This window comes from Streptomyces sp. NPDC127097 (genome assembly GCF_042724075.1).
In the GTDB taxonomy this organism is placed as follows: domain Bacteria; phylum Actinomycetota; class Actinomycetes; order Streptomycetales; family Streptomycetaceae; genus Streptomyces.
Window position 1 is genome coordinate 1 of record NZ_JBHXFI010000085.1, and the last position, 24,123, is coordinate 24,123.

At 73.5% G+C, this 24,123-nt stretch carries 23 protein-coding genes; 11 read left to right on the forward strand and 12 right to left on the reverse strand.

Annotated elements, in window-relative coordinates; genetic code table 11:
- Positions 1-88: 88 nt before the first annotated feature.
- The 3 genes from ACFWJW_RS35485 to ACFWJW_RS35495 form a co-directional block, all read right to left on the reverse strand.
- Positions 89-1,156 carry an alkene reductase gene (locus tag ACFWJW_RS35485; RefSeq protein WP_387248984.1) on the reverse strand — a complete coding sequence of 356 codons (1,068 nt, stop codon included), beginning with the start codon at positions 1,154-1,156 and terminating at the stop codon, positions 89-91.
- Positions 1,157-1,247: 91 nt separating this feature from the next.
- Entirely contained in the window at positions 1,248-2,309 is a 1,062-nt protein-coding gene (locus ACFWJW_RS35490; RefSeq protein ID WP_387248986.1) for an aminotransferase class V-fold PLP-dependent enzyme, read from the reverse strand.
- Between the two features lie 113 nt (positions 2,310-2,422).
- Entirely contained in the window at positions 2,423-3,139 is a 717-nt protein-coding gene (locus ACFWJW_RS35495; RefSeq protein WP_387248988.1) for a DsbA family oxidoreductase, read from the reverse strand.
- An 81-nt stretch (positions 3,140-3,220) separates the two neighbouring features.
- On the opposite strand from ACFWJW_RS35495, the gene ACFWJW_RS35500 reads away from it, so the two are divergent.
- Positions 3,221-3,910 carry a class I SAM-dependent methyltransferase gene (locus tag ACFWJW_RS35500; protein ID WP_387248990.1) on the forward strand — a complete coding sequence of 230 codons (690 nt, stop codon included), beginning with the start codon at positions 3,221-3,223 and terminating at the stop codon, positions 3,908-3,910.
- On the opposite strand, the gene ACFWJW_RS35505 is transcribed toward ACFWJW_RS35500, so the two are convergent.
- Both ACFWJW_RS35505 and ACFWJW_RS35510 read right to left on the reverse strand, forming a co-directional pair.
- The gene (locus ACFWJW_RS35505) at positions 3,852-4,466 is read right to left on the reverse strand and encodes a GNAT family N-acetyltransferase (RefSeq protein ID WP_387248992.1); all 615 of its coding nucleotides are present in this window, start codon (positions 4,464-4,466) and stop codon (positions 3,852-3,854) included. The two genes, ACFWJW_RS35500 and ACFWJW_RS35505, sit on opposite strands and share 59 nt — an antisense overlap.
- A 5-nt stretch (positions 4,467-4,471) precedes the next feature.
- Complete coding sequence (locus ACFWJW_RS35510; protein ID WP_387248994.1) at positions 4,472-6,022, reverse strand: aldehyde dehydrogenase (NADP(+)); 1,551 nt, start codon at positions 6,020-6,022, stop codon at positions 4,472-4,474.
- Positions 6,023-6,163: 141 nt separating this feature from the next.
- Here ACFWJW_RS35510 and ACFWJW_RS35515 point away from each other — a divergent pair, with 141 nt between their 5' ends.
- The 3 genes from ACFWJW_RS35515 to ACFWJW_RS35525 all read left to right on the forward strand — a co-directional run bounded on the left by ACFWJW_RS35515 (position 6,164) and on the right by ACFWJW_RS35525 (position 9,304).
- Positions 6,164-6,934 (forward strand): IclR family transcriptional regulator, encoded by a 771-nt coding sequence (locus ACFWJW_RS35515; protein ID WP_387248996.1) that lies wholly within the window; start codon positions 6,164-6,166, stop codon positions 6,932-6,934.
- A gap of 254 nt (positions 6,935-7,188) precedes the next feature.
- Entirely contained in the window at positions 7,189-8,541 is a 1,353-nt protein-coding gene (locus ACFWJW_RS35520) for a sensor histidine kinase (RefSeq protein WP_387248998.1), read from the forward strand.
- Between the two features lie 52 nt (positions 8,542-8,593).
- On the forward strand, positions 8,594-9,304 hold the full coding sequence (locus ACFWJW_RS35525) for a response regulator (protein WP_387249000.1): 711 nt from the start codon (positions 8,594-8,596) through the stop codon (positions 9,302-9,304).
- A gap of 37 nt (positions 9,305-9,341) precedes the next feature.
- On the opposite strand, the gene ACFWJW_RS35530 is transcribed toward ACFWJW_RS35525, so the two are convergent.
- The gene (locus ACFWJW_RS35530) at positions 9,342-10,319 is read right to left on the reverse strand and encodes a 5-dehydro-4-deoxyglucarate dehydratase (RefSeq protein ID WP_387249001.1); all 978 of its coding nucleotides are present in this window, start codon (positions 10,317-10,319) and stop codon (positions 9,342-9,344) included.
- A 240-nt stretch (positions 10,320-10,559) separates the two neighbouring features.
- Between ACFWJW_RS35530 and ACFWJW_RS35535 the strand changes: the two genes are divergently transcribed.
- The 4 genes from ACFWJW_RS35535 (at position 10,560) to ACFWJW_RS35550 (ending at position 14,287) form a co-directional block, all read left to right on the forward strand.
- Positions 10,560-11,369 carry an NAD-dependent epimerase/dehydratase family protein gene (locus tag ACFWJW_RS35535; RefSeq protein ID WP_387249003.1) on the forward strand — a complete coding sequence of 270 codons (810 nt, stop codon included), beginning with the start codon at positions 10,560-10,562 and terminating at the stop codon, positions 11,367-11,369.
- Between the two features lie 115 nt (positions 11,370-11,484).
- On the forward strand, positions 11,485-11,757 hold the full coding sequence (locus tag ACFWJW_RS35540; RefSeq protein WP_208685223.1) for a GlsB/YeaQ/YmgE family stress response membrane protein: 273 nt from the start codon (positions 11,485-11,487) through the stop codon (positions 11,755-11,757).
- Positions 11,758-11,833: 76 nt separating this feature from the next.
- Positions 11,834-13,069 carry a TerD family protein gene (locus ACFWJW_RS35545; protein WP_387249024.1) on the forward strand — a complete coding sequence of 412 codons (1,236 nt, stop codon included), beginning with the start codon at positions 11,834-11,836 and terminating at the stop codon, positions 13,067-13,069.
- Positions 13,070-13,408: 339 nt separating this feature from the next.
- Positions 13,409-14,287 carry a class I SAM-dependent methyltransferase gene (locus tag ACFWJW_RS35550; protein WP_387249005.1) on the forward strand — a complete coding sequence of 293 codons (879 nt, stop codon included), beginning with the start codon at positions 13,409-13,411 and terminating at the stop codon, positions 14,285-14,287.
- Positions 14,288-14,306: 19 nt separating this feature from the next.
- On the opposite strand, the gene ACFWJW_RS35555 is transcribed toward ACFWJW_RS35550, so the two are convergent.
- Positions 14,307-15,749, reverse strand: a complete 1,443-nt coding sequence (locus tag ACFWJW_RS35555; RefSeq protein ID WP_387249007.1) for an alkaline phosphatase PhoX — start codon at positions 15,747-15,749, stop codon at positions 14,307-14,309.
- A 248-nt stretch (positions 15,750-15,997) separates the two neighbouring features.
- The gene (locus ACFWJW_RS35560) at positions 15,998-17,506 is read right to left on the reverse strand and encodes a hypothetical protein (RefSeq protein ID WP_387249009.1); all 1,509 of its coding nucleotides are present in this window, start codon (positions 17,504-17,506) and stop codon (positions 15,998-16,000) included.
- A 256-nt stretch (positions 17,507-17,762) separates the two neighbouring features.
- Between ACFWJW_RS35560 and ACFWJW_RS35565 the strand changes: the two genes are divergently transcribed.
- From ACFWJW_RS35565 to dapA, 3 genes are all read left to right on the forward strand, one after another.
- Positions 17,763-19,601, forward strand: a complete 1,839-nt coding sequence (locus ACFWJW_RS35565) for an endonuclease/exonuclease/phosphatase family protein (RefSeq protein WP_387249011.1) — start codon at positions 17,763-17,765, stop codon at positions 19,599-19,601.
- A 125-nt stretch (positions 19,602-19,726) separates the two neighbouring features.
- Complete coding sequence (locus ACFWJW_RS35570; RefSeq protein ID WP_387249012.1) at positions 19,727-19,876, forward strand: hypothetical protein; 150 nt, start codon at positions 19,727-19,729, stop codon at positions 19,874-19,876.
- A gap of 146 nt (positions 19,877-20,022) precedes the next feature.
- Positions 20,023-20,979, forward strand: a complete 957-nt coding sequence (gene dapA, locus ACFWJW_RS35575; RefSeq protein WP_387249014.1) for a 4-hydroxy-tetrahydrodipicolinate synthase — start codon at positions 20,023-20,025, stop codon at positions 20,977-20,979.
- Here dapA and ACFWJW_RS35580 read toward each other — a convergent pair.
- The 4 genes from ACFWJW_RS35580 to ACFWJW_RS35595 all read right to left on the reverse strand — a co-directional run bounded on the left by ACFWJW_RS35580 (position 20,891) and on the right by ACFWJW_RS35595 (position 23,966).
- On the reverse strand, positions 20,891-21,835 hold the full coding sequence (locus ACFWJW_RS35580; protein WP_387249016.1) for an EI24 domain-containing protein: 945 nt from the start codon (positions 21,833-21,835) through the stop codon (positions 20,891-20,893). The genes dapA and ACFWJW_RS35580 overlap by 89 nt on opposite strands.
- Positions 21,836-21,934: 99 nt before the next feature.
- Positions 21,935-22,933, reverse strand: coding sequence for a 2,3,4,5-tetrahydropyridine-2,6-dicarboxylate N-succinyltransferase (dapD, locus tag ACFWJW_RS35585; RefSeq protein ID WP_387249018.1), 999 nt, complete (start codon positions 22,931-22,933; stop codon positions 21,935-21,937).
- 173 nt (positions 22,934-23,106) lie between these two features.
- Positions 23,107-23,646, reverse strand: a complete 540-nt coding sequence (locus tag ACFWJW_RS35590) for a TetR/AcrR family transcriptional regulator (RefSeq protein WP_387249020.1) — start codon at positions 23,644-23,646, stop codon at positions 23,107-23,109.
- Positions 23,646-23,966 (reverse strand): DMT family transporter, encoded by a 321-nt coding sequence (locus ACFWJW_RS35595; RefSeq protein WP_387249022.1) that lies wholly within the window; start codon positions 23,964-23,966, stop codon positions 23,646-23,648. The genes ACFWJW_RS35590 and ACFWJW_RS35595 overlap by 1 nt, the downstream gene beginning before the upstream one ends.
- Positions 23,967-24,123: the final 157 nt, after the last annotated feature.

The window sequence follows — 24,123 nt, forward strand, 5'->3', positions numbered from 1 at the left end:
GCACAGCAGGTCTGTGCGGCGGCCGCGCCGTGTTTGCCGGCCGGTGCGCAGGGCCCCTCCGGGGCGCCCGCGCCCGGCGGCCGGCTCCTCAGACCTCCAGCGCCGGATAGTCGAGGTAGCCGGAGTCGTCGCCGCCGTAGAAGCTGCCCCGGTCCGGGGTGTTGAAGGGGCCGCCGAGCGCCAGCCGCCGGGGCAGATCGGGGTTGGCGAGGAACAGCGCGCCGTACGCCAGCAGATCCGCCGCGCCCTCCTCGACGAGCGACAGCTCCTCGGGACCGGTGGGCCGGCCCTCGGTGGCCGGGTTGAGCAGGAAGGTCCCGCCGAAGCGCTTGCGCAGCCGGGCCAGCAGCTCCAGGTCGAACACATCGCAGGTGTGCAGATAGGCCAGGCCCAGCGGGGCGACGGCCTCGACCAGGGTGGTGTAGGTGGCCTCGGGCGCGGGCTCGTCGATGTCGTTGAAGGGGTTGCCGGGCGACAGCCGCAGACCGGTGCGGTGCGCACCGGCCGCGGCGGCGACGGCCTTGACGACCTCGATGGCGAAGCGGGCGCGGGCCTCGTCGGAGCCGCCCCAGGCGTCGGTCCGCCGGTTGGTGTTGGGCGCCAGGAACTGGTGGATCAGATAGCCGTTCCCGCCATGGAGCTCCACGCCGTCGAACCCGGCCTCCAGGGCGTTGCGGGCCGCGGCCGCGAAACCCTCGATGGTCCGGTGGATCTCCTCGTCGGTCAGCTCGCGCGGGGTGACGAAGTCCGTCGGACCGTCCTGGGTGAAGCCCTGGCCGGCCGCGGCGACTGCGGAGGGCGCGACGGGCACCAGGCCGTCGGGCAGCAGCACCGGGTGACCGATGCGGCCGCCGTGCCACAGCTGGGCGAAGATCTTGCCGCCCGCGGCGTGCACGGAGTCGGTGACCCGGCGCCATCCGGCGACCTGCTCCGGGGTGTGCAGTCCCGGGGTGAGCGGGTAACCACGGCCGACCGGCTCGGTCTGCGAGGCTTCGGTGATGATGAGTCCGGCGGAGGCCCGCTGGGTGTAGTAGCGGACCATCGACGGGGTCGGGACGCCCTCGGCGGTGGCGCGGTTGCGGGTCATCGGGGCCATGACGAGGCGGTTGGCGAGCGGGGTGCCGGCGAGGTCTATCGGGTCGAACGCGGTGGTCACTGCGGGCCTTTCCGTGTTGTCCGGAACAAGATCGTTGCCAATTACATCAGCTGTCTCGTCGCCCCCGCCCGCCCCCTGTTCCCCGGCCGCGCTACCCCAGCAGGGCCAGCAACCGGTCCACGTCATCCGTCGAGTTGTAGAGGTGGAAGGACGCACGGAGCAGCCCGCCGCGCACCGAGATCCGCACCCCCGCCGCGGCCGCCCGGTCCTCCGCGTCCGCGATCCCGGGGGTGGAGACGATCGCCGAACCGGGCGCGGGCCGCGGCGTCAGACCCCGCTCGGCCAGCCCCGCGCGGTAGTGCTCGGCGAGCGCGGTGTTGTGGGCATGGACGGTCTCCACGCCCAGTTCCTCCAACAGGCCGAGGGACTGCTCGGCGCCGATGTAGGAGAAGAGCGCATACGGTTCGTCGAAGCGCCGGGCGGTGGCCGCCGGCTGGATCAGCCCGTAGTTGGACGCGTCGATGTCCTCCCCCGCGACCCAGCCCGCGTGCAGCGCGGCCGGCCACTCCGCGCCCCGCCCGTAGTCCCCGCCGAACGCCATGAAGGTCGCCCCGCGCGGACACAGCAGCCACTTGAACGCCCCGGCGACGACGAAGTCGAAGTCGGCGGCGCGCAGCGGCAGCCAGCCGGCGGCCTGGGTGATGTCGAGGTAGGTACGCGCCCCATGGGCCCGGGCGGCCTCGCGCACCGCCGTCATGTCGGCGATCCGGCCGTCCAGCGACTGCACGGCGCTGAAGGCGACCAGCGCGGTGCCGGGGCGCACGGCGTCGGCGAGCGCCTCCAGCGGCACGGTGCGCAGCTTGATGCCCGGGCGGGCGGCGAGCGGATTGACCAGGGAGCTGAAGTCGCCCTCGGGGGCCAGCACTTCGGCGCCCTCCGGGAGCGTGGCGGCGACGAACGCGGACTGCACCGCGACCGAACTGCCCAGGGCGACCCGCTCGGCGGGCACGTCCAGCAGCCGGGCGAAGGCGGCGCGGGAGGCGGTGGCGGCGGCGAAGTAGTCGCGGCCCATGGTGCCGTAGGAGGCGGACTCCGTCAGGGCCGCGCGCAGGGCGTCGGCGCCGCGCCGCGGGAGGAGTCCGCTGGAGGCGGAGTTCAGATAGGTCGTCTCGGGCGCGAATTCGGCCCCGCCGAGTGGCTCACGTCGATGCATGTCCCCACTCTGCTCGCCCCCTCGCGTCGCGTCCATGGCGTATCTGCGGGGCCGGCCCGCAACGGCTCCTTATCGGCGCAGGTCACACCGGGTGCGCACGGACCGGCCCCAACTCACTTCCCGGGCACGGCGCAGCCGTCGTCCCCGCACACCGGGGCCGCACCGGCCGCGTCACCGGCGGGCTGCGGCTGCCCGCCGCCGTCGGCGTACGCCCGCTCCAGGGCCTCCCGGAACACCTCCGCGGGCTGCCCGCCGGAGATGCCGTACCGGCGGTCGATGACGAAGAACGGCACCCCCGTGGCACCCAGCTCCGCGGCCTCCCGCTCCTCGGCGCGCACCTCCTGCGCATACGCCTCGGGGTCGGCCAGCACCCGGTCGACGTCCTCGGCGGGCAGCCCCGCACCGACGGCGGTCGCCCGGAGCACGGCAGCATCACCGAGCCGCCGGGCCTCGGCGAAGTGGGCCCGGTAGAAGGCATCGAGCAGCGCCTCCTGGACACCGTGCTCGCGGGCGAGGTGCAGCAGCCGGTGCAGAGCGAAGGTGTTGCCGTGGATCCGGTCGGACCGGTAGTCCAGCCCCTCCCCCGCCGCCGCCTCGGCGACCCGGGCCTCCATCGCCTCGGCCTGCGCCCGGCTCACGCCGTACTTCGTGGCGAGCATCTCGACCACCGGGATGTCGGTGGCGGCCGGCGCGTTCGGATCCAGCTCGAAGGAGCGGTGCACCACCTCGACCCCCTCCCGGTGCGCGAAGGCCGCGAGCCCGGCCTCGAACCGGGCCTTGCCGATGTAGCACCAGGGACAGGCGATATCGGACCAGATTTCGACGCGCATGAGCTGACTTTCCTCGGGGTGGGTGTGCGGGGGTGTGCAACGTCGATGGGCGACGGGCTATTCCCTGGGTACCGTCCCCGCATGACCTCGTCACAAGGATTTCTCGGGTTCTGGGAGACGACCGGTTCCGCCAAGACCTTCACCCATCCGCTCGACCCGGCGCTGCTGGACGCGTATGTGCCGCGGAGCGCGCGGGTGCTGGACTACGGATGCGGCTACGGGCGGCTGACCGCCGAGCTGGCCGGGGCCGGGTACGGCGCGGTGCGTGGGGTGGATGTGTCGGCGGCGCTGATCGCGCGGGGGAAGCGGGAGCATCCGGAGCTGGAGCTGCTGCGCTGTCCCGGGTTTCCGCTGCCGTTCGGGGACGGGGCCTTCGATGCGGCGCTGCTGTTCGCGGTGCTGACCTGTGTTCCCCGGGACGCGGACCAGACGGCGATCGTCGGGGAGCTGGGGCGGCTGGTGCGGCCCGGTGGGGTGCTGTATCTGAGCGATGTGCCGTTGCAGGGGGATGCGCTCAACCGGGAGCGGTATGCGCGGTTCGCGGAGCGGTACGGGACGTACGGGGTGTTCGAGACGCCGGACGGCGGGGTGTTCCGGCACCATCCGCCGGAGCGGCTGCGGGGGCTGGTGCGGGAGGCGGGCTTCTCGGTGCTGAAGGAGCGGGAGGGGTCGGTGGCCACGCTGGACGGGCGGACGGCCGAGCGGCTTCAGATCATCGCCCGGCGGGAGCCGGTGCCGCCGGAGGCGTCGTCAGGTCCAGCGTCAGGGTGAGGTGGGTGGCGTCCGGAGCGGGGCGGCGGTGCGGGTCGGGGCGCCAGCCGAGCCGGGTGTAGAAGGCGCGGGCGCGGTGGTTGTGCCAGAGCACGTCGAGGACGGCCCGGGAGACACCGGCCGCGTGCCAGGCCCGTAAGCAGGCGTGGTGCAGGGCCAGGCCGACGCCGGTGCCCCAGTGGCCGGGGTCGACATGGAGCTGGTGGAGGGTGACGGCCGGCCGGTGGCGGTCGTCGGCGCGGTGGCGGTAGGAGGCCGCGCCGACCACCGTGCCGCGGCGGGTGGCGCAGAACGCCGGGGTGTCGCCCCGGTCCAGGTCGCGGGACCAGGCGTCGTGCCGGCGGGCCCGTTCGGCGAGGACGTCGAAGGGCGTGTCCGGGAACCGGGCGCGGTGGTACGCGGCGCGGGCCCCGGTGTGCAGGGCGGCGATCGCGGCCAGGTCGGCGGCGGTCGCGGCGCGGACCAGAAGGGCGGTCTCGTCGGGCGCGGGGCGGATCGGGAGAGCCTCGTCGGGAGCGGCGCGGACCTGGAAGCCCTCGTCGGGAGCAGGGCGCACGACCGCTATGCGCCCTCGGCGCGGCCGTTGAGCCGGCGCGGCAGGCCGAGGGGGTTGTCCTCGCGCAGTTCGGGCGGCAGCAGCGCCGGCGGGGTGTCCTGGTAGGCGACCGGGCGCAGCCAGCGTTCCACGGCGCTGCCGCCGACGGAGGTGGCGGTGGAGGTGGTGGCCGGGTAGGGGCCGCCGTGGTGCTGGGCGGGGGCGACCGCGACGCCGGTCGGCCAGCCGTTGACGACCACCCGGCCGGCGAGCGGGGTGAGCTCGGCCAGCAGCCGGGCGCCGCGGCCCGCGGCATCGGTGCCGGCGCTCTCCGCGTCGCCGAGCTGAAGGGTCGCGGAGAGGTTGCCGGGCAGCCGGGCGAGGACGGCGCCGATCTCGGCCTCGTCGGTGTAGCGGGCGACGACGGTGACCGGGCCGAAGCACTCCTCCAGGAGGAGGTCGTGCGGCCCTTCGGCGGCCAGGTGGGCGGCGGGGAGCGCGAGGAAGCCGGCGCTGACGGTGTGCTCGCCGCCCGCGCCGGGGGTGACCGGCGCGTGGACACCGGGCAGCGCGGCGCGGGTGCGCACCCCTTCGAGGAACGACTCCCGCATCCGGTGGTCGAGCAGCACCCCGGCCTCGGTGTCGCTGACCGCCGCGGTCAGCGCCGTCAGCAGCCGATCGCCGGTCTCCCCGTCGGGCGCCAGGACCAGGCCCGGCTTGACGCAGAACTGGCCGACGCCGAGGGTCATCGACCCGGCCAGCCCGGCACCGATCTGCTCGGCGCGCTCGGCGGCCGCGGCCTCGGTGATCACCACGGGGTTGAGGCTGCCCAGCTCACCGTGGAAGGGGATCGGGTGCGGGCGGGCGGCGGCCGCGTCGTACAGCGCACGGCCGCCGCGCACCGAGCCGGTGAAGCCGGCCGCGCTGATCAGCGGGTGGCGCACCAGGTCGATACCGGCCTGGAACCCGTGCACCAGATTGACCACGCCCTCCGGCAGGCCGACCTCCCTGGCGGCGCGGTGCAGCAGCGCGGCACACAGCTCGGAGGTGGCCGGATGGTCCGGGTGTGCCTTGACGACGACCGGGCAGCCGGCCGCGAGGGCGCTGGCGGTGTCGCCGCCCGGTACCGAGAAGGCGAGCGGGAAGTTGCTGGCGGCGTAGACCGCCACGGGGCCCAGCGGGATCTTGTAGCGGCGCAGGTCGGGCCGGGGCGGGGTGAGTCCCGGGTCGGCGTGGTCGATCAGTACGTCGAGGAACGCGCCGTCCTCCACCAGGTCCGCGAAGGCCCGCAACTGGTAGGTGGTGCGGGCGAGTTCGCCGGTGAGCCGGCCGGGGCCGAGCGCGGTCTCGGCGTCGGCGGCCTCGATGACCGCCTCGCCCGCCTCGTCGAGCAGATCGGCGGAGCGGCGCAGCAGGGCGGCACGTACGGTGCGGTCGGCCAGCGCGCCACGGGCGGCGTGTGCCGCGCGGACCGCGGTGTCCACCTCCTCGGGGGTGGCTTCCACCGCGACCTGTTCCCGCTGCTTCCCGGTTCGGGGGTCGACACTCCAGACTGGTGCCGCTGCTGTCGCTGCCACCGTGCATTCCTCCCGGGCGATGCTGCCGAGTCGTTCCGCGCCTTGCCGCACACCGGATCACGTTCGATATCGTGAACGCCGTCCCAGATGATGAACAACAACCGGGACTCTATGGCGGTCCGAACAGAGGGGTCAAGGGCGATGTCAGCTGCCGAAACCGGTGGATCGCAGGTCAAATCCGCGGTGCGGACGGTCGAGTTGCTCGAGTACTTCGCGGGTCGTCCCGGTATGCACAATCTGGCCTCGGTCCAAGAAGCGGTCGGCTACCCGAAGTCCAGCCTCTACATGCTGCTGCGCACCCTCGTCGACCTGGGCTGGGTCGAGACCGACGCGACCGGCACCCGCTACGGCATCGGGGTGCGCGCCCTGCTCGTCGGCACCTCGTACCTCGACGGCGACGAGGTGGTGGCCGCGGCCCGGCCGACGCTGGACCGGCTCTCCGACGACACCACCGAGACCATCCACCTCGCCCGGCTCGACGGCACCAACGTCGTCTATCTCGCGACCCGGCAGTCCCAGCACTATCTGCGCCCCTTCACCCGCGTCGGCCGGCGGCTGCCGGCGCACTCCACCTCGCTGGGCAAGGCGCTGCTCGCCACGTACACCGACGAGCAGGTCCGGGCGATGCTGCCGCCGGCCCTCGCCCCGCTGACCGAGCACACCCTCACCGACCGCGAGCAGCTGATCGAGGAACTGCACGCGGTACGCGAACAGGGCTATGCGGTCGACCGCGAGGAGAACACGCTGGGCCTGCGCTGCTTCGGCGTCGCCATCCCCTACCGCACCCCGGCGCGGGACGCGATCAGCTGCTCGGTGCCGGTGGCCCGGCTGGCCCCGGGGCACGAGCAGATGATCAAGGACGCCCTGTTCGACGCCCGCGACCGGCTGACGCTGGCCACCCGGCGGCTGTGAGGCGGACCGCCTGAGCGCTGATGATCCCCTCCCCCGTACGGCGGAGGCGGATCGTCAGCGCGGCCGAGGCCCTGCGAGGCGGCCGCCGGAAGACTGGACGCCATGAGTACCCGGTCCACCGCCACGGCAGCCGAACCGAAGCCGCCCCCACCCCCGATGAGCCTCGCTTACGCTGTGCGGATGAGCGCCGGGACGAGGGTGGCGGGGGCCGGGGCCCGTTTCCTCGCCGTACGCGAGGCCGCGCGGTGCCGCTGATGGGCCGGCGCTGGGTCCATCTGGTGCTGGGCGGCGCGCTGTTGATGCCGTTCTTCCTGCTGACCTCGGTCTTCGTGCCGCTGGTCGTGGACGGCGCCGACCCGTTGCGCGAGGTGGGCTGGCAGTTCGTCGCGTTCGGTGGTGCGCTGCCGTTGGCCGCCCTGGCCGCGCTGCTCTTCCCGCTGCTGCGGCCGCTGGAGGTGGCCGCCGTGCGGTCGCTGTGCGGGGTGCCGGCGGAGCGGCTGGCCGATGGACCGGCGGTCTCCTGGGCGGCCCGGCGGCGCACGGCGCTGTGGTTCGTGGCGCATCTGCTGGCCGGGGGGATCGTCAGCGGGATGACGCTGTCCGCGCCGCCGGCCGCGGTGGTGCTGCTGTTGCTGCCGTTCGCCGACCCGCTGCGGGACACCGCGCTGGGGGTGCCGGACCTCTTCCACGGCGTGCTGGGCCCGCTCGCGGGGCTGGCGCTGCTGGCTCTCGTGGTGGGCACGGCCTGGGGGGCGGGGATGCTGCTGGGCCGCCTCGCCCCCGTATTGCTGGGTCCCACACCCGCCGACCGGCTGGCGGCCGCCGAGCGCCGGGCCGCCGAGCTGGCGTCCCGCAACCGGCTGGCCCGCGAGCTGCACGACGCGGTCGGACACGCGCTGAGCGCGGTCACCCTCCAGGCGGGCGCGGCCCGCCGGGTCCTGGACACGGACCCGGAGTTCGCCCGCCGGGCGCTGGCCGCCATAGAGGAGACCACCCGCGACGCGGTCGCCGAACTGGACGCCGTCCTCGGCCTGTTGCGCGAGGAGGACGGCAGCGATCCGGCCGCGCCCGCGCCCACCCTGGACGGTCTGGAGGCGCTGCTCGGCCGTACCCGGGCGGCGGGCGTACCGGTCGAGGCGACGGTGGAGGGACCGTGCGCGGGGCTGGCGCCGGTGGTCTCCCGGGCGGCCTACCGGATCGTGCAGGAAGCCCTCAGCAACGCACTGCGGCACGCCGGCCCGGTGCCGGTCCGGCTGCATCTCGGCGTCGGGGAGGGCGCGTTGCTGATACGGGTGGAGAATCCGGTGGCGGGGGACGGTACGGCGGGGGCGGCGGCCGGTGCCGCGGCGGGCCCGGCGGACCGGCCGGGTGGTGGCAGCGGCCTGCGCGGGATCGCCGAGCGCGCACGGCTGCTGGGCGGGGCCGCCACGGCGGCGGAACGGGACGGCGTATGGCGGCTGACGGCCCGGCTGCCACTGACGGGGGCGGCGACGGGGACGGGCACGGGCACGGGCATGGGCACGCGGGCAGAGACGGGGACGGGCACGGGCATGGGCATGGGCACGGGGCCAGAGACGGGAACGGGGACGGGGACCGAGGAATGGTGAGCGGGCGGCGGAGGGCACCCGGCCGGCGGCCGGGAGCGGGGGCGAGCGGGGCATGACCACGACGCAGGACGACGACCGGCGGAGCCACGACGGGGACGCCTCTCGCCCCCTCCGTATCGTGCTCGCCGACGACGAACAGATGGTGCGCTCGGCGCTGCGCGCCATCCTGGGCGCCGAGGGCGATATGACGGTCGTCGGCGAGGCGGCGACCGGGGCCGAGGCGGTGCCGCTGATCCGTGAACTGCGCCCGGACATCGTGCTGATGGACGTCCGGATGCCGGAGATCGACGGGATCCGGGCGACCGAGCAGGTGCTCGCCGGGATGGACCGGCCGCCGCGCATCATCGTGGTGACGACCTTCGAGAACGACGCCTATGTCTATGACGCGCTGCGGGCCGGTGCCAGCGGGTTCCTGCTCAAACGGTCCGGCGCGGAGGACCTGGTGCAGGCCGTACGGCTGGTGGCGCGCAGCGACTCGCTGCTGTTCCCGGCCGCGGTGCGCCAACTGGCCGCCCGGCACGCCGCACAGCGGGCCGCGGACGACGCGGTGCGGGCACTGCGGGCCCGGCTGTCGGAGCGGGAGCGGGCGGTGCTGCGGCTGATGACGGCCGGCCTGACGAATGCCGAGATCGCGGACCGGCTGGGGGTGGGCCCGGCCACGGTCAAGACACATGTGGCCGGGGTGCTGGCCAAGCTCGGGGTGCGGGACCGGACCCAGGCGGTGATCGCCGCGTACGAGTGCGGGTTCGTGCGGCCGGGGTGAGTGGGCGGGCGCCGGGGCGGGGTGCGGGCGGCGCGCCTCAGCCGCCGCTCCCCGCCCCGTCCGCCACCAGCCCCAGGCCGTGTGCGAGCAGCGCGGCGAGCTCCTTCACCTGCGCGGGGGACGGTTCGCCGAGCGGTGGCCGGACCTCCCCGACGTCCCGGCCGCGCAGGCGTACACCTGCCTTGACCAGGGATACGGCGTAGCCGCGGCCCTGGTTGCGGAGTTCGGCCAGGGGCCGGTAGAAGCCGTCGAGCAGCCGCTGCACGGTGGTGTCGTCGCCGGTGTCCAGCGCGCGGTGGAAGGCCAGCGCGATCTCGGGGGCGAAGGCGAAGACGGCGGAGGAGTAGCGGTGGACGCCCAGGGCCCGGTAGGCGGGGGCGGTGAGTTCGGCGGTGGGCAGGCCGTTGAAGTAGCGGAAGTCCTCGTCGGGGGCCTCGGTGCGGACGGTGCTGATGATGCGCTGGAGCAGATCGAGGTCGCCCAGCCCGTCCTTGAGGCCGATGATGCCGGGGGTCCTGGCCAGGGCGGCGACGGTGGCGGGGGCGAACACGGCGTTGTCGCGCTGGTAGACGATGACGGGGAGCGGGGTGGCGGCGGCGAGTTCGGTGTAGTGCGTCAGCAGGCCCTGCTGGCCGGGGACGACGAGATAGGGCGGCAGGGCGAGCAGCCCGTCGGCACCCGCGGCATGGGCGAGCTCGGCGAACTGCACGGCGAGCGCGGTGCCGTAGCCCGTACCGGCGATCACCGGGACCCGGCCCGCGGCCTCCTCGACCGCGGCCGCGACACAGTCCGCGAACTCCCCGGGGGTGAGCGCGTGGAACTCGCCGGTGCCGCAGCAGGCGAAGACGGCGGCCGCGCCCGCGCCGATGCCGTCGCGTACATGGGCGCGGAAGACGGCCGGGTCCGGGGCGCCGTCCGGTCCGTACGCGGTCACGGGGAAGAACAGCGGTCCGTCGAGGCGGTCGGCGAGCTGCGGGTGCCTCCCGTCGGTGGTGGGGGGAGGGGCTGAGGTCACGGGCGCTCCCTGGCGTGCCTGTGCATGTTTCTGATCGATGTCCATATTTCTGAACTGCGCCACGCTAGGTCAGCCGCACCGCACCGGTCAAGGCGCCACAACTGCCGTGCCACACGCCGTTTCACACCACCCGTCAAGCGTCTTGACCGGCCAAGATCGGGCTTTCTACGGTCGTCGTCCATCCCTCTGAACGACGTCCGTACCAGCGGCCTTGCCGCCCGGCCGGAGGAGTCGCCACCCATGACCGCACCCCGCACCGTCCTGCTGACCGGCGCCGCCGGCGGCGTCGGCACCCTGATGCGCGAGCTGCTGCCGCCGTACGGCTACCGGCTGCGCCTCTTCGACCAGCGGCCGGTCGACGGCGAACCGGACGCGATCACCGCCGAGTTGGCCGATACGGAGGCACTGCGCGAGGCGGTGGACGGGGTCGACGCGATCGTCCACCTCGCCGGTATCTCCCTGGAGGCCCCGTTCGAGAAGATCCTGCGCGCCAATATCGAGGGCACCTACCGCCTTTACGAGGCGGCCCGCGCCGCAGGTGTCCGCCGGGTCGTCTTCGCCTCCTCCAACCACGCCGTCGGCTTCACCCCGCGCCCCGCGGACGGCTCCGGCGCCATCCCCGTCGGCACCCCCCGCCGCCCCGACACCTACTACGGCCTGTCCAAGGGCTTCGGCGAGGACCTCGCCTCGCTCTACTGGGACCTGCACCGCATCGAGACCGTCTCGGTCCGGATCGGCTCCTGCTGCCCGGAGCCGACCTCGGTACGGATGCTGTCGATCTGGCTCAGCCCGGCCGACTGCGCACGGCTGCTCGACGCCGCGCTCACCGCGCCCGGCGTGGGCCACACCGTCGTCTACGGCTCCTCCGCCAACACCCGTCTGTGGTGGGACCTGTCGACCGCCCGCGCGCTGGGGTACACCCCGCGGGACGACTCCGAGCCGTACGCGGCGGAGCTGATCGCCGCCCAGGGTGCGCTGGACCCCGACAACCCCGCCCATGCCCATCTCGGCGGCTCCTTCTGCACCGACCCGCCCCAGTGGCCGCACTGACGGCACGCCCCCCGGCCGTACCGGACACCCCACGGGGCACGCCACGGAACCCGTGCCGCCCACCAGGCGTCCTCGTCTACGTACCGAATCTCCGCGCAGGAACGAGGAACGCATCATGGGCATCGTCAGCTGGCTCGTACTCGGGCTGATCGCGGGCGTCATCGCCAAGGTTCTGCTGCCGGGACGGGACCCGGGAGGGCTCATCGGCACGACCCTGATCGGCATCGTGGGGTCCTTCATCGGCGGCTGGCTCTCCACCAAGTTTCTGCACGAGCCGATCCCGAAGGACTTCGGCGAGCCGAGGATGTGGGTCGCCTCGATCGCCGGGGCCCTGGTCCTGCTGATCGCCTACCGGCTGCTCTTCGGCAACTCCCGCGAACGCCGGTGAACGGGCCGGGCGGCCATCCGGCCGCAGGTAATGGAACCGCAAAGGCGCACCGATCGTTGAGCCCGGCATGACCGCTATGACTCCTGGCTCGAACCTCCCGCTCAGTGCCGTGCGGGTGGCGGTGGATGTCACCGCCCCCGTGCGGCTGGACGTCTCGGGCCTGCTGCTGGCCGCCGACGGCAAGGTGCGCTCCGACGACGACTTCGTGTTCTACAACCAGCCCGCCGGGCCGGGCGTGACGCACTCCGCGGCGGCCGGCGGCGGCGACACCATCACGGTGGACACCGCCGCGGTGCCCGAGGGCATCGAGAAGATCGTGGTCACCGCGAGCCTGGACACCCCCGGCGCGACCTTCGCCGGCACCGAACCGACCGGCACGGTCCGCGACGCCGACGACGGCAGCGTCCTCGCCTCCTTCACCCCGCCGCAGCTCGGCACCGAGACCGCGCTGGTGGTCGTCGAGATCTACCGCCGCGCCGGTGCCTGGAAGGTCCGCGCGGTCGGCCAGGGCTATGCCAACGGCCTGGCGGGGATCGCCACCGACTTCGGCGTCAGCGTGGAGGAGCCGGCCACCCCGGCCGCACCGCCCGCCGCCCCGCAGGCTCCCCCCGCTCCCCCGGCCGCGGCCCCGGCGCCCGCGGCACCCACCGGCCAGTGGGGACCGCCCACCGGCGCCCCGGCCCCGGTCGCACCCCCGGCCCCCGCCGCCCCGGCCGCCCCGGCCGCCGCTCCGGGCAAGATCAACCTCGACAAGGGCCGCGTCAGCCTCCAGAAGAACCAGACCGTCTCCCTGGTCAAGGGCGGCCGCCCGCTGCTCAGCTCGGTGCGGATGGGCCTCGGCTGGGAGCCCGCCTTCCGCAGCAAGAGCATCGACCTGGACGCCTCCGTCATCGCCTACGGCCCGGACCGCAAGAAGGTCGACAACTGCTTCTTCGGCAAGCTGATGATCCTGGGCGGCGCGATCCAGCACTCCGGCGACAACCTCACCGGTGAGGGCGCCGGTGACGACGAGGCGATCACCGTCCACCTCGGCGGGCTGCCCCCGGAGGTCACCGGCCTGGTCTTTGTCGTGAACTCCTTCTCCGGCCAGAAGTTCTCCGACGTCGCCAAGGCGTACTGCCGCCTGCTGGACGCCCAGAGCGGCGAGGAGCTGGTCCGCTTCGACCTCACCCACTCCGAGCCCCGTACGGGCGTGATGATGGCCAAGCTCATCCGCCAGTTCTCCGGCGAGTGGGAGATGACCGCACTGGGCGAGTATGTCGACTCCCGCACGGTCCGCGGCATGGTGAAGCCGGGCGGCCAGGCGCTGTGAGCCGACGGCACCCGCTTCCCTGATGGCCCCGCCGCCGTCAGGGAAGCGGGCCGCGGCCCCGCACCACGCGGCCGCCACCCACCCGAGCCCTGCGGAGGGCTCCACCCGCGCCGGACGGTCACACCCCGCGGCGCCACCGCCGGCCGCCGCTGCCTTCCCTGGTGCGTCAACGCTCCAGGATCGAGAATTGTCTCGTCCGTACCGTCGAGCCCGGCAGCCTCTCCCACCCCGTCCGCAGACCGCCAGGATTCCCCCCTCCCCGCACGCCCTTCCGCCCCGCCCCACCACGGCGGAGCCCGTCACGGCAGGTCCCCCCACGGCACGCACGAGGAGCGTTCGATGACGCAGCAGCCGCCGCCGGCCGGCCCCGCGGGTCCTCCGGACGGCCCAGCGCCCCCGGACCTTCCGGAGCGGGTCGCGCGGGTCTACGGCGAGTTCGACCTCAGCACCGTCCCCGCCTTCGCCGGCGGCTTCATCAATTTCGGGTACTGGACGGGCCTGCCCGGCCCCGCGGACCGCAAGCTGACCCGGGCCGACCGGGTGCGCAGCGAGGAGGATCTCTACCGTCTGGTGCTGGGCACCTTCGACCGGCCGCGCGGCCGCACCGCCCTGGACGTCGGCTGCGGACGCGGGCTGGGCTGTGCGCTGGCGCTGCGGGAGTTCGGGCTGGACCCGGTCATCGGGCTGGACGCGCACCCCGATCAGATCGCCCGTGCCCAGGAGGCCAACGCGGACCTGCTCGCCGCGTCCGGGGACGCCCCCGGCCGGCTGGAGTTCCTGCTGGGCGCGGCCCAGCGCATCCCGCTCCCGGACGACTCCGTCGACTGTCTCTTCTCGGTCGAGGCGGCGCAGCACTTCCGCGATCTGCCCGGTTTCGCCCGGGAGGCCGCGCGGGTGCTGCGCCCCGGCGGCCGGCTGGCGCTGACCACCTTCTTCGCCCGCACCCGGGCGGCCGCCCGCACCCTGCCCGAGCTGCTGCCGCCGTTCGCCGACGGCCTGGACGTCCCGCATGTGGTCGACGAGGTCGCCGCGACACTGACCGCGGCGGGGCTGCGGGAGGTGCGGGTCCGGCCGATCGGCGACGGGGTCTGGGAGGCTTACGACCGCTATATGGCCCAGCAGCCCGAGCTCCACGACGAGGAGTGGCCGCGCCGCTATCTGACGGCGTATGAGACCGGGCTGCTGGACTACTACCTGCTGACGGCGGCGGCCGGCTGAGCCGCCACCCGCCATGCGGCTACCGCTGCCGCTGCCACGGCCCGGTGATGGCCAGCATGATGCCGGGGTCCTGGATGTTGGCGAACAGCGTCCGCCCGTCCGGGGAGAACACCGGCCCGGTGAACTCGCTGAACTCGGGCTCGGCCGCGGTACCGATGTTGAGGTCATTGCGGGCGATCGGGTAGGTCCGGCCGTCATCGGTGGCCCCGAAGAGGTGCTGGACGCCCTCGCCGTCCTCGGCGATGATCAGCCCGCCGTAGGGCGAGACGGTGATGTTGTCGGGGCCGTCCAGCGCGCCGTCCTTCGACGGGTCGGGGTTGACGCCCAGCAGCACCTTCAGCGTCAGCGTCCGCCGCCGCGGGTCGTAGAACCACACCTGCCCGTCGTGCTGGACCGGGCTCTCGTCACGGGCGTACGAGGAGACCACGTACGCGCCGCCGTCCGCCCACCACAGGCCCTCCAGCTTGCGGGCGCGGGTGACCTCGCCGTCCTTGAACTGCTTGCGCACCGAGACGTTACGGGCGTCGCGGTCGGAGACCTCGACCCAGTCGACGCCGTAGACGGTGCCGGCCTTGGTGGCGCGGGAGAGGTCGTCGACGAACCGGCCGCCGGAGTCGAAGCACTTGAAGGCTTCCAGTACGCCGGAGTCGGCGGCGAGGGAGCGCAGCTGACCGCGGCCGTGACGGAAGCCGTGCGGCGGGGTCCAGCGGTAGAAGAGGCCGTTGGGGCCGGAGGCGTCCTCGGTCAGGTAGAGGTGGCCGCGCCTGGGGTCGACGACGACGGCCTCGTGGGCGTAGCGGCCCAGCGCCTTGAGGGGCTTGGGGTCGCGGCCGGCCCGGCGGTCGAGCGGGTCGACCTCGAAGACATAGCCGTGGTCCTTGGTCATGCCGTGCTCGCCGGCCTTGTCCTCGGTCTCCTCGCCGGTGAGCCAGGTGCCCCAAGGGGTGGTGCCGCCCGCGCAGTTGGTGGAGGTACCGGCGACGCCGACCCACTCGCCGACCGGGCTGCCGTCCTTGGCGACCTCGACGACGGTGCAGCCGCCGGACGCCGCCGGGTCGTAGACCAGTCCTTCGGTCAGCGGCACCGGGTGCGGCCAGTCGGCGCGCGGGCCCTTCAGCTCGTGGTTGTTGACCAGGAGGGTGGTGCCGCGCGGCCCCTCGAAGGTGCCGGTGCCGTCGTGGTTGGAGGGGGTGGACTCCCCGCTGTCGAGCTTGGTGACCCCGGTCCGGGTGATGATCCGGTACGAGAACCCGGCGGGCAGCGCGAGGATGCCGTCCGGGTCCGCGACCAGCGGGCCGTAGCCGATGCCGGATCCGTCCGTCGCGCCTTCCTGGCCGCCGTCCGGTGTCTCCGCGCCGATGGCTCCGGGCGCGGTGGCCAGCACGCCGACGCTGCCGGCCAGGGCTACCCCGGCGCCGGTGAGGGCGGAACGCTTGGCGAAGTCTCTGCGGGTGAGCGGCATTGTCATCTCCTGGATGGCCGGATTCTTCTCCCCTTGCCTGCGGGCTCACGCTCTCGTGTGCCGCCGAACTCCAGTTGAACGCGATGCGACATCCGGGAAGCGGTTGGCCCGCGGCGGCGGCTCCGCGGCCGTCGGGCAGCCGCCCGGAGAAACAGACCCCGGCGCAAAGGAATGTCCGGCGGACCGGGGCAGGCCCCGTCCGCCGGACATCCCCGGGTGCACCGCCCGGTCCGGCCGTGCGGTGTTGCTCAGCCCGACTGTCGCGAGCGCGCCTTGAACGCGGCCTTGCGGGCCTCCTTGGCGGCCTTCTTGTCCGGGTGCAGCCGGCCCATGGCCTCCAGGACGTCGGCGGTGGCCGGGTGGTCCACCCGCCAGGCGGTGTCGAAGAACCCGCTGTGCTGTGCGGTCAGGCCCTGCACCAGGTCGCGCAGCTCGGTCGAGGCGTCGTCGGCGCTGTCCAGCTGGGCCGCGAGGGTGTCCACCGTCAGCCAGAAGACCATCTCCTGGGACGGCTCGGGGATGCCGGGCAGCGCGCGCTCGGCGAGCCAGACCCGGGCCAGGCCGCCGAGCTGCCGGTCGTCGAGCACCTCGCGCAGCGCGGCCTCGGCGTCCGGCGAGACCAGCGAGAGGGTCTGCTGGGCGGCGAGCCGGCGCCGCGGGGCGCGGTCGTCGTCCCCGCGGGCGGCGGTGAGCAGGTCCCGGGCGGCGTCCAGGGGGGTACGGGCGGCGAGCCAGAGCTCGGACTCGGCCTGGGCGAGCGCCTCGGGGTAGTCGGGCAGCGCGTCCAGGAGGACATCGGAGCCCTTGTCGGTGAGGTCGCCGACCGCGGGGGCGTGGACACCCGCGTCCAGCATCCGGGCGCGCACGGCGTAGACACCGAGCGGGGTGAGGCGGACCAGGCCGTAGCGGGAGACGTCCTCCTCGGTCAGCGGCTCGGCGGAGGTCCCCCCGGGCTTCTGGGAAAGGGCCGTCTCGCCGTCCTCGTCGAGCTCCTCGATGAGCGCCTCGTCGACGGGCTGATAGGCGACCAGACCGATCGGTTCCAGCACCCGGAACTGGTCGTCCAGGCGCATCATCGCCTCGGAGACCTCTTCGAGGACCTCGTCCGTGGGCTCGTCCATATCGTCCGGGACGAGCATGGAGGCGGCCAGCGCGGGCAGCGGAACCTCCTGGTCAGGGCGCTCATTCAGGGCCGTGAGCAGATAGAGGTTGCCGAGGATGCCGTCCAGCAGCTCGGCCTCCTCCTCGGGGTTCCAGTCGAGCGCGTCCAGGTCCAGCTCGCCGCCCTCGGTGAGCTGATCGGCGAGGTCGGCGAGGTCGGGGGCGGCCGCGTCGGCGAGCACGGTCTCCATGCCGCCGAGCCAGATGTCGAGGATGTCCTGCGGGCTGCCGGAGGTGAGCAGGCCCAGCTCCTCGCCAGGGGTGGCGATACCGGCCGCGGCGTCGTCGGGCAGGTCGGCGCCGTCCTCGCTCTCCTCGGTCTCCGCGATCTCCACGAGACCGGTGTCCACCGCGAGCTGCCAGGCTTCGGCGGCGTAGGCGGGGCCGTCCTCGTCACCGGCCAGGCCGAGGTGTTCGGTGGCGGCGGCCAGCGGCTCCGCCAGGATCTCGCCGCCGACGCCGACCGGGACGCCCCGCTCGGCCCAGCGGGCGAGCTTCGCGGCACGGGCCATCAGGGGGGCGCTGAGCGCGTCCCTGGCCAGCTCCGCTTCGGAGTGCAGCCGCACCGGCGGCAGGGTGGGGCGGTCTGCGGACATCGGGTGCTCAGCTCCTCGGACGGACTACGGCTGGGGGTACTCCCAGCGGCAGCTGGGGTGTGCGCCGCCCAAGCGTAGACGGAATTCTCCGTATCTCGGACGGTTCACCCACGCGCCCGCTTCCGGTTACCCGCAGAAGCTTGACAACTCCCTTGCGTGCACAAGAGATTGACGCAGATCGACGCGCGTAGCGCGCGCCGGTCCCGCTTCGTACCGACGTTGCCCCAGCCACCCCCCAAACCCCTCGGAGGCATCCATGCCGTCCCGTCGCTCGCTCCGCAGACCGGTCGCCGTCACCGCGGTGGTCTGCGCCGCCCTGGCCGGCGGACTGCTGACCGCCACCCAGTCCGCCTCGGCTGCCGGCGCCCGGATCCACGACATCCAGGGCAGCACCCGAATATCCCCGCTGGCCGGACAGCAGGTCAGCGAGGTGCCCGGTACGGTCACCGCGATCCGCTCGTTCGGCTCGGCGCGCGGCTTCTGGGTGCAGGACCCGCACCCGGACCGCGATCCGGCCACCAGTGAGGCGGTCTTCGTCTTCACCGGCAAGGAGACACCGAAGGTCACGGTCGGTGACGCGATCACCTTCTCCGGCACGGTCAGCGAGTACTACCCCGGCGGCAAGGACGCCGGTCTCCAGTCGGTCACCGAGATCACCGACGCGACCTGGCAGACGGTCTCCGCCGACACCCCGCTGCCGGCCGCTTTCACCCTCAAGCCGGCCTCGGTGCCGAACCGTTACGCCCCCGACGCGGGCGGCAAGAGCATCGAGTCCCTGAAGCTGCGCCCCGGCTCGTACGCCCTGGACCGCTACGAGTCGCTGGAGGGCATGCGGGTCGCGGTGGCGAACGCGCCGGTCGTCGGGGCGACCAACCCCCATCACGAGCTGTGGGTGACCGCCGAGCCGAAGCACCACCGCACCGCCCGCGGCGGCACGCTCTACCGCTCGTACGCGGACCCCAACGGCGGCCGGGTCAAGGTGGCGTCGCTGATCCCGTTCGCGCAGCAGCCGTTCCCGGTGGCCGATGTCGGCGACGCGCTGACCGGCACCACCGCCGGGCCGCTGGACTACGACAGCTTCGGCGGCTACACCCTTCAGGCCACCGAGCTGGGCAAACTCGCCGACAAGGGCCCGGAGCCGGAGAAGACCCGCAAGCAGAAGTCCGACGAGCTGGCGGTGGCCACCTACAACGTCGAGAACCTCTCGCCCAGCACCCCGCAGGCCAAGTTCGACCGGCTGGCCAAGGGGCTGGTGGAGCACCTCGCCACCCCCGACGTGGTCGCGCTGGAGGAGGTCCAGGACGACAACGGCACCAAGAACAACGGCGTGGTCACCGCCGGGGAAACCCTCAAGAAGCTCACCGAGGCCATCAAGGCGGCCGGCGGCCCGGCGTACGAGTGGCGGCAGATCGACCCGGTCGACGGCCAGGACGGCGGCCAGCCCGGCGGCAACATCCGGGTGGCGTTCCTGTTCAACCCCGAGCGGGTCTCGTTCACGGACATCAAGGGCGGCGACGCCACCACCCCGGTGCAGGTGGTCGCCGACCACGGCAAGGCCACGCTGTCCGCGTCCCCGGGCCGGATCGCGCCGGCCGACCCGGCGTGGAAGACCAGCCGCAAGCCCCTGGTCGGCCAGTTCTCGCTCAAGAGCCGCCCGGGGAGCCGGGTGTTCGTGATCGCCAACCACTTCAACTCCAAGGGCGGCGACCAGGGCCTGGACAGCCGCTTCCAGCCGCCGGCCCGGAGCTCGGAGACCCAGCGCACCGCCCAGGCCGGGCTGGTGAACACCTTCGTCAAGGAGCTGCTGGCCAAGGACCCGAAGGCCGCGGTGGTGGTGGCCGGTGACCTCAACGACTACCAGTTCTCGCCGGCCCTCAAGGCCCTCACCGCCGGGGGTGTGCTCACCGACCAGGTCAACCGGCTGCCGGCCGGCGAGCGCTACGGCTATGTCTACAGCGGCAATTCGCAGGTGCTGGACCACATGCTCACCAGCCGCCCGCTGACCCGCGCGGACTACGACATCGTGCACCTCAACGCCGAGTACGCCGACCAGGCCAGCGACCACGACCCGCAGGTGCTGCGGATCCGCCCGTAGCCCGGCGGAAGGTCACCGCGGGTGACTCCTCCGTCACCCGTCCGGCCCACGTCCGGGGGCCAACTGCCGCCGGGGGTGCGGTACTGGGCAGGTAAGCACCATTCGGCGAGACATAGGGAGTCATCATGCCGAAGTCCCAGAACCGTAAGTCGGGCAACAAGGACCGTGCCGCCGACCGGCGCGCCGACCAGCGGAAGCCGAAGTCGTCGGAGGAGTCCGCTTCCGAGCGGACCCAGGACCTGAAGCGTTCGCGGAACGGCCTGACTGGCGCGTGATGGGCCTGTGATGCCCGAGCGGCCGCCGCACCGAAGGGTGCGGCGGCCGCTGCGCGTTTCCGGGGCCCACTGGCGTAGCGATGCTTAACAACCCCACCAGTACAACTAAGTGGACGTGAATTATGAGGCGCCCTCACACTCCTGGCATGACCACCCTGACCGCCCCCCGCACCGCCGCACCGCCCTTCGGGCGCGCCGCGGCCGCCATGATCACCCCGTTCACCGCCGACGGCGCGCTCGACCCGGACGGCGCGCAGCAGCTCGCCACCCGCCTCGTCGACGACGGCGGCTGCGACGCGCTGGTACTGAGCGGCACCACCGGGGAGTCCCCGACCACGTCGGACGCCGAGAAGCAGACCCTGCTGCGGGCGGTGGCCGAGGCCGTCGGAGACCGGGCGCGGATCGTCGCGGGGGTCGGCACCAGCGACACCGGGCACACCGTCTCCCTGGCCCGTGACGCCGAACGGGCGGGCGCCCACGGCCTGTTGGTGGTCACGCCGTACTACTCGCGGCCCACCCAGGAGGCCGTCGGCCACCATCTGCGGACGGTCGCGGACGCCACCGGACTGCCGGTGATGCTCTACGACATCCCGGGCCGCACCGGCACCGCGCTGACCGCCCGGACCCTGCTGCGGCTGGCCGCCCACCCGCGGATCGTGGCGGTCAAGGACTGCGGCTACGACCTGCTGAAGACGGCGAAGGTGCTGGCCGCGGCGGACCTGGCCTACTACGCGGGCTGCGATGAACAGATCCTGCCGCTACGGGCCCTCGGCGGCGCCGGCTGCGTCAGCACGGTCGCCAATGCCGCACCCCGGGCGGTGCGCGCCGTACTGGACGCCTATGACGCCGGCGACACGGCCGCGGCGGCCCGCCGTCAGCTCGCCCTGGTCCCGCTCATCGAGGCGGTGACCGGCGGGGAGGCCCCCGGCACGGTCACCACGAAGGCGCTGCTCCAGCACCTCGGGCTGCCCGCGGGACCGGTGCGCGGCCCGCTGCTGGCGGCGGACGCCGAGCTCACCAGCCGGCTGGTGGACGCGCTGCGGACGACCCTGGACCGGACTGCTGATGCGGAGACCGCGGTGCCTGCGGGGGTCCCTGGTTAGGCGGGAAGGGGGCGGGCGGCGGCCCGAAGCCGGCCGGCGCGCCCGGCTGCCCGTACGGAGCCGCGGCCTGGTCCGGCCCGGCGGCCGCCTCGCCCCGCGCCGGCTCGGACGGCTCGTCCGGACCCGGCACCAGGTCGCGGACGAGCAGCGTCGCACCGGCGACCGCGCCCGGCATCAGCACCACCGCGACGAACGGGATCAGGAACAGCAGCACGATGGGGGTGCCGAAGCCGACCGCGAGCGCCTTGCGGCCGCGCAGCAGCCGGAGCCGCTCGCGCACCGGGATGTCCCGGCGCTGCATGGCCACCGAGGTCAGCTCGACGGCGAGGAAGAATCCGGAGACACAGAAGCCGATCGCGGGGATCACGGTCTGCCCGATGAACGGCACGAACCCGAGGACGAACAGCAGGATGCCGAACCCGGCGGCGCGCAGCAGCACATGCACGCTGTCCCGCAGCGCGATCCAGATCTCCTGCCACAGCGGCCGGTCCGGGGACGGCGGGCAGTGGCCCTCGGACTCCTCGACCTTCTCCGAGAGCGACTCGTAGAAGGGATCGCCGATCAGCAGGGTGACCGCGGTGAACGTCAGCACCGACAGCATCAGCCCGCCGGCGAACAGCAGCGCCACGAACAGCCCGCGCAGCAGCCCCTGCCAGGGCGAGCCCCAGTCGTCGGCGAACGGCGTCGCCCAGGCCGCGATATCGCCGGACCAGATGGCCAGCACGGTGAGCACCGCGGCGTACAGCACCAGGGCGATCAGCGCCGGAATCAGCCCGAATCCCCACCACCGGCCGTGCTGGGCGACCCAGCGCTGCCCCTTGCCCAGATACCGCATCCCCGCTACAAGATCACGCATGGGCGCAAGCCTATCGGCGTCCGGCCGGGCCGGGCAGCGGGGTGGCGACAACCACGGCCCGGCGGGACGCCCGCCGGGCCGTGGTGTGACCGTGACCGCTCAGTTGTGGCTGTGCAGCACCTCGTTGAGGCCGCCCCAGTCCGCCTTGTTCGGGCGGGCCTCGACGGCGCCGGTGGTGGAGTTGCGGCGGAAGAGGATGTTGTCCGCGCCGGAGAGCTCCAGGGCCTTGACGATCTGGCCGTCGGGCAGCGTGACCCGGGTGCCGGCGGTGACGTACAGACCGGCCTCGACGACGCACTCGTCGCCCAGCGCGATCCCGATCCCCGACTCGGCGCCGAGCAGGCAGCGCTCGCCGATCGAGATGATCTGCTTGCCGCCGCCGGACAGGGTGCCCATGGTGGAGGCGCCGCCGCCGATGTCGGAGCCGTCGCCGATGACCACACCCGCGCTGATCCGGCCCTCGACCATGGAGGTGCCCAGCGTCCCGGCGTTGAAGTTGACGAAGCCCTCGTGCATGACCGTGGTGCCGGCCGCCAGGTGCGCGCCCAGCCGCACCCGGTCGGCGTCCGCGATCCGCACGCCGGTGGGCGCGACATAGTCCGTCATCCGCGGGAACTTGTCGATGCCGGTGACCATCAGATGCAGGCCCTCGGCACGGGCGTTCAGCCGTACCGTCTCCACCCGGTCGACGGCCACCGGGCCCAGCGAGGTCCAGGCGACGTTGGACAGCAGGCCGAAGACGCCCTCCAGGTTCTGCCCGTGCGGCTTGACCAGCCGGTGGCTGAGCAGGTGGAGGCGCAGATATGCGTCGTGGGCGTCCAGCGGCTTGTCGTCGAGGGAGGCGATGACCGTGCGGACGGCGACGACCTCGACCTCGCGGACCGGGTCGGGACCGATCGCCTTGAGCACGGCGGCGCCCAGCAGTTCGGTGGCGCGCTCGTCGTCGAGGCGCTCGGTGCCGGCGGGGCCCAGGCCGTCGGTGGCGGCCAGCTCGGGCGCCGGGAACCAGGTGTCGAGAACGGTGCCGTCGGAGGTGACGGTGGCGAGCCCGGCGGCGACGGCGCCGGTCGTACGGGAGGAGGCAGCAGCTTCGGTCATGTTCGAAACCTAACCGGAGGGCGCCCGTCGAGGCGAACCGGTCTCAGCGATCGGGCCGGTCCGTAGGGTCGCACCACCGGGTTCGTACGGGCACACAAGACGCGCGCCACCGGGCAGCCGAGGCCGCCGGGCCGCCGGGCCACCGGAGCCGCCGGAGCCGCCGGAGCCGCCGCTCAGCCCAGCACCCCGGCCAGCCCGGCCCGTACCGACGCCGGGTCGAAGGGCTGCCCGGTCAGCAGATGCTGGAGCGTCAGCCCGTCGGTGAAGGCCACCACGGCCCGCGCGGTCGGGATGTCGCCGATCCGCTGTCCGAGCAGCCGCACCATCTCGTCCAGACACTCCGCGGCGATCGGCCGCACCGCCTCGTGCCGCAGGGCCGCCAAGTAGAGCTCGTACTCCAGCTCCATCCGCGAGCGGTCCCCGGCCAGGGTGTCCGCGACGAGCCGGGCGACCTCCTCGGCGAGCGGCACCGCCGGATCGATCCCGTCGACCCAGCGCGCGAACTCGGCCAGGCATACGCCGTTGACCTGCCGCAACGCGGCGACCAGCAACTCGTCCAGGGTCGCGAAGTGGTATGTGGTCGAGCCGAGCGGGACATCCGCCGCCGCGGCCACCGAGCGATGGCTGAGCCCGGCGATCCCGCGCTCGCCCACCACGGTGATCGCCGCATCGATGATCCGCTGCCGCCGGTCCGGGTCGTAGCGCCGGGCCATCAGTGCGCCCCGCCCAGATTCAGCACCACGACACCGGCGATGACCAGCAGCACCCCGAGGACCTTCAGCGCACCGGTGCTCTCCCCCAGGAAGACCATCCCGATCGCGGCGATCAGCGCCGTGCCGACCCCGGCCCAGATGGCGTACGCGGTGCCGACGCTCATCGTCCTGAGCGTCTGCGCGAGCAGGAAGAAGGCGAGCAGATAGCCCGCCGCGGTGTAGAGCGACGGCCACAGCCTGCTGAAGCCGTCGCTGTACTTCATCGCGGTGGTCGCGAGGACCTCGGACAGGATCGCGCCGGCGAGCATCAAAGGGGCCATGCGTACGAGCGTACACAAGGTTGCGTACGAGCGTACATACCTCTGCGCGGGCCCCGGAACGCGGAAACGGCCGTGGCCGCCCCCGGGGGGGGTGGGGGCCGGCGGCCGGGGCGGGGGGGATTTACTGAAAAAGTGGAAAATAAAAAAAAAAAAAACC

Excerpts from the sequence above, each read along its gene's own strand:
- ACFWJW_RS35490 (WP_387248986.1), bottom strand. The coding sequence starts at position 2,309 with ATGCATCGACGTGAGCCACTCGGCGGGGCCGAATTCGCGCCCGAGACG.
- ACFWJW_RS35495 (WP_387248988.1), bottom strand. The coding sequence starts at position 3,139 with ATGCGCGTCGAAATCTGGTCCGATATCGCCTGTCCCTGGTGCTACATC.
- ACFWJW_RS35500 (WP_387248990.1), top strand. The coding sequence starts at position 3,221 with ATGACCTCGTCACAAGGATTTCTCGGGTTCTGGGAGACGACCGGTTCC.
- ACFWJW_RS35515 (WP_387248996.1), top strand. The coding sequence starts at position 6,164 with ATGTCAGCTGCCGAAACCGGTGGATCGCAGGTCAAATCCGCGGTGCGG.
- ACFWJW_RS35520 (WP_387248998.1), top strand. The coding sequence starts at position 7,189 with ATGGGCCGGCGCTGGGTCCATCTGGTGCTGGGCGGCGCGCTGTTGATG.
- ACFWJW_RS35525 (WP_387249000.1), top strand. The coding sequence starts at position 8,594 with ATGACCACGACGCAGGACGACGACCGGCGGAGCCACGACGGGGACGCC.
- ACFWJW_RS35535 (WP_387249003.1), top strand. The coding sequence starts at position 10,560 with ATGACCGCACCCCGCACCGTCCTGCTGACCGGCGCCGCCGGCGGCGTC.
- ACFWJW_RS35540 (WP_208685223.1), top strand. The coding sequence starts at position 11,485 with ATGGGCATCGTCAGCTGGCTCGTACTCGGGCTGATCGCGGGCGTCATC.
- ACFWJW_RS35545 (WP_387249024.1), top strand. The coding sequence starts at position 11,834 with ATGACTCCTGGCTCGAACCTCCCGCTCAGTGCCGTGCGGGTGGCGGTG.
- ACFWJW_RS35550 (WP_387249005.1), top strand. The coding sequence starts at position 13,409 with ATGACGCAGCAGCCGCCGCCGGCCGGCCCCGCGGGTCCTCCGGACGGC.
- ACFWJW_RS35555 (WP_387249007.1), bottom strand. The coding sequence starts at position 15,749 with ATGCCGCTCACCCGCAGAGACTTCGCCAAGCGTTCCGCCCTCACCGGC.
- ACFWJW_RS35560 (WP_387249009.1), bottom strand. The coding sequence starts at position 17,506 with ATGTCCGCAGACCGCCCCACCCTGCCGCCGGTGCGGCTGCACTCCGAA.
- ACFWJW_RS35565 (WP_387249011.1), top strand. The coding sequence starts at position 17,763 with ATGCCGTCCCGTCGCTCGCTCCGCAGACCGGTCGCCGTCACCGCGGTG.
- ACFWJW_RS35570 (WP_387249012.1), top strand. The coding sequence starts at position 19,727 with ATGCCGAAGTCCCAGAACCGTAAGTCGGGCAACAAGGACCGTGCCGCC.
- dapA (WP_387249014.1), top strand. The coding sequence starts at position 20,023 with ATGACCACCCTGACCGCCCCCCGCACCGCCGCACCGCCCTTCGGGCGC.
- ACFWJW_RS35580 (WP_387249016.1), bottom strand. The coding sequence starts at position 21,835 with ATGCGTGATCTTGTAGCGGGGATGCGGTATCTGGGCAAGGGGCAGCGC.
- dapD (WP_387249018.1), bottom strand. The coding sequence starts at position 22,933 with ATGACCGAAGCTGCTGCCTCCTCCCGTACGACCGGCGCCGTCGCCGCC.
- ACFWJW_RS35590 (WP_387249020.1), bottom strand. The coding sequence starts at position 23,646 with ATGGCCCGGCGCTACGACCCGGACCGGCGGCAGCGGATCATCGATGCG.
- ACFWJW_RS35595 (WP_387249022.1), bottom strand. The coding sequence starts at position 23,966 with ATGGCCCCTTTGATGCTCGCCGGCGCGATCCTGTCCGAGGTCCTCGCG.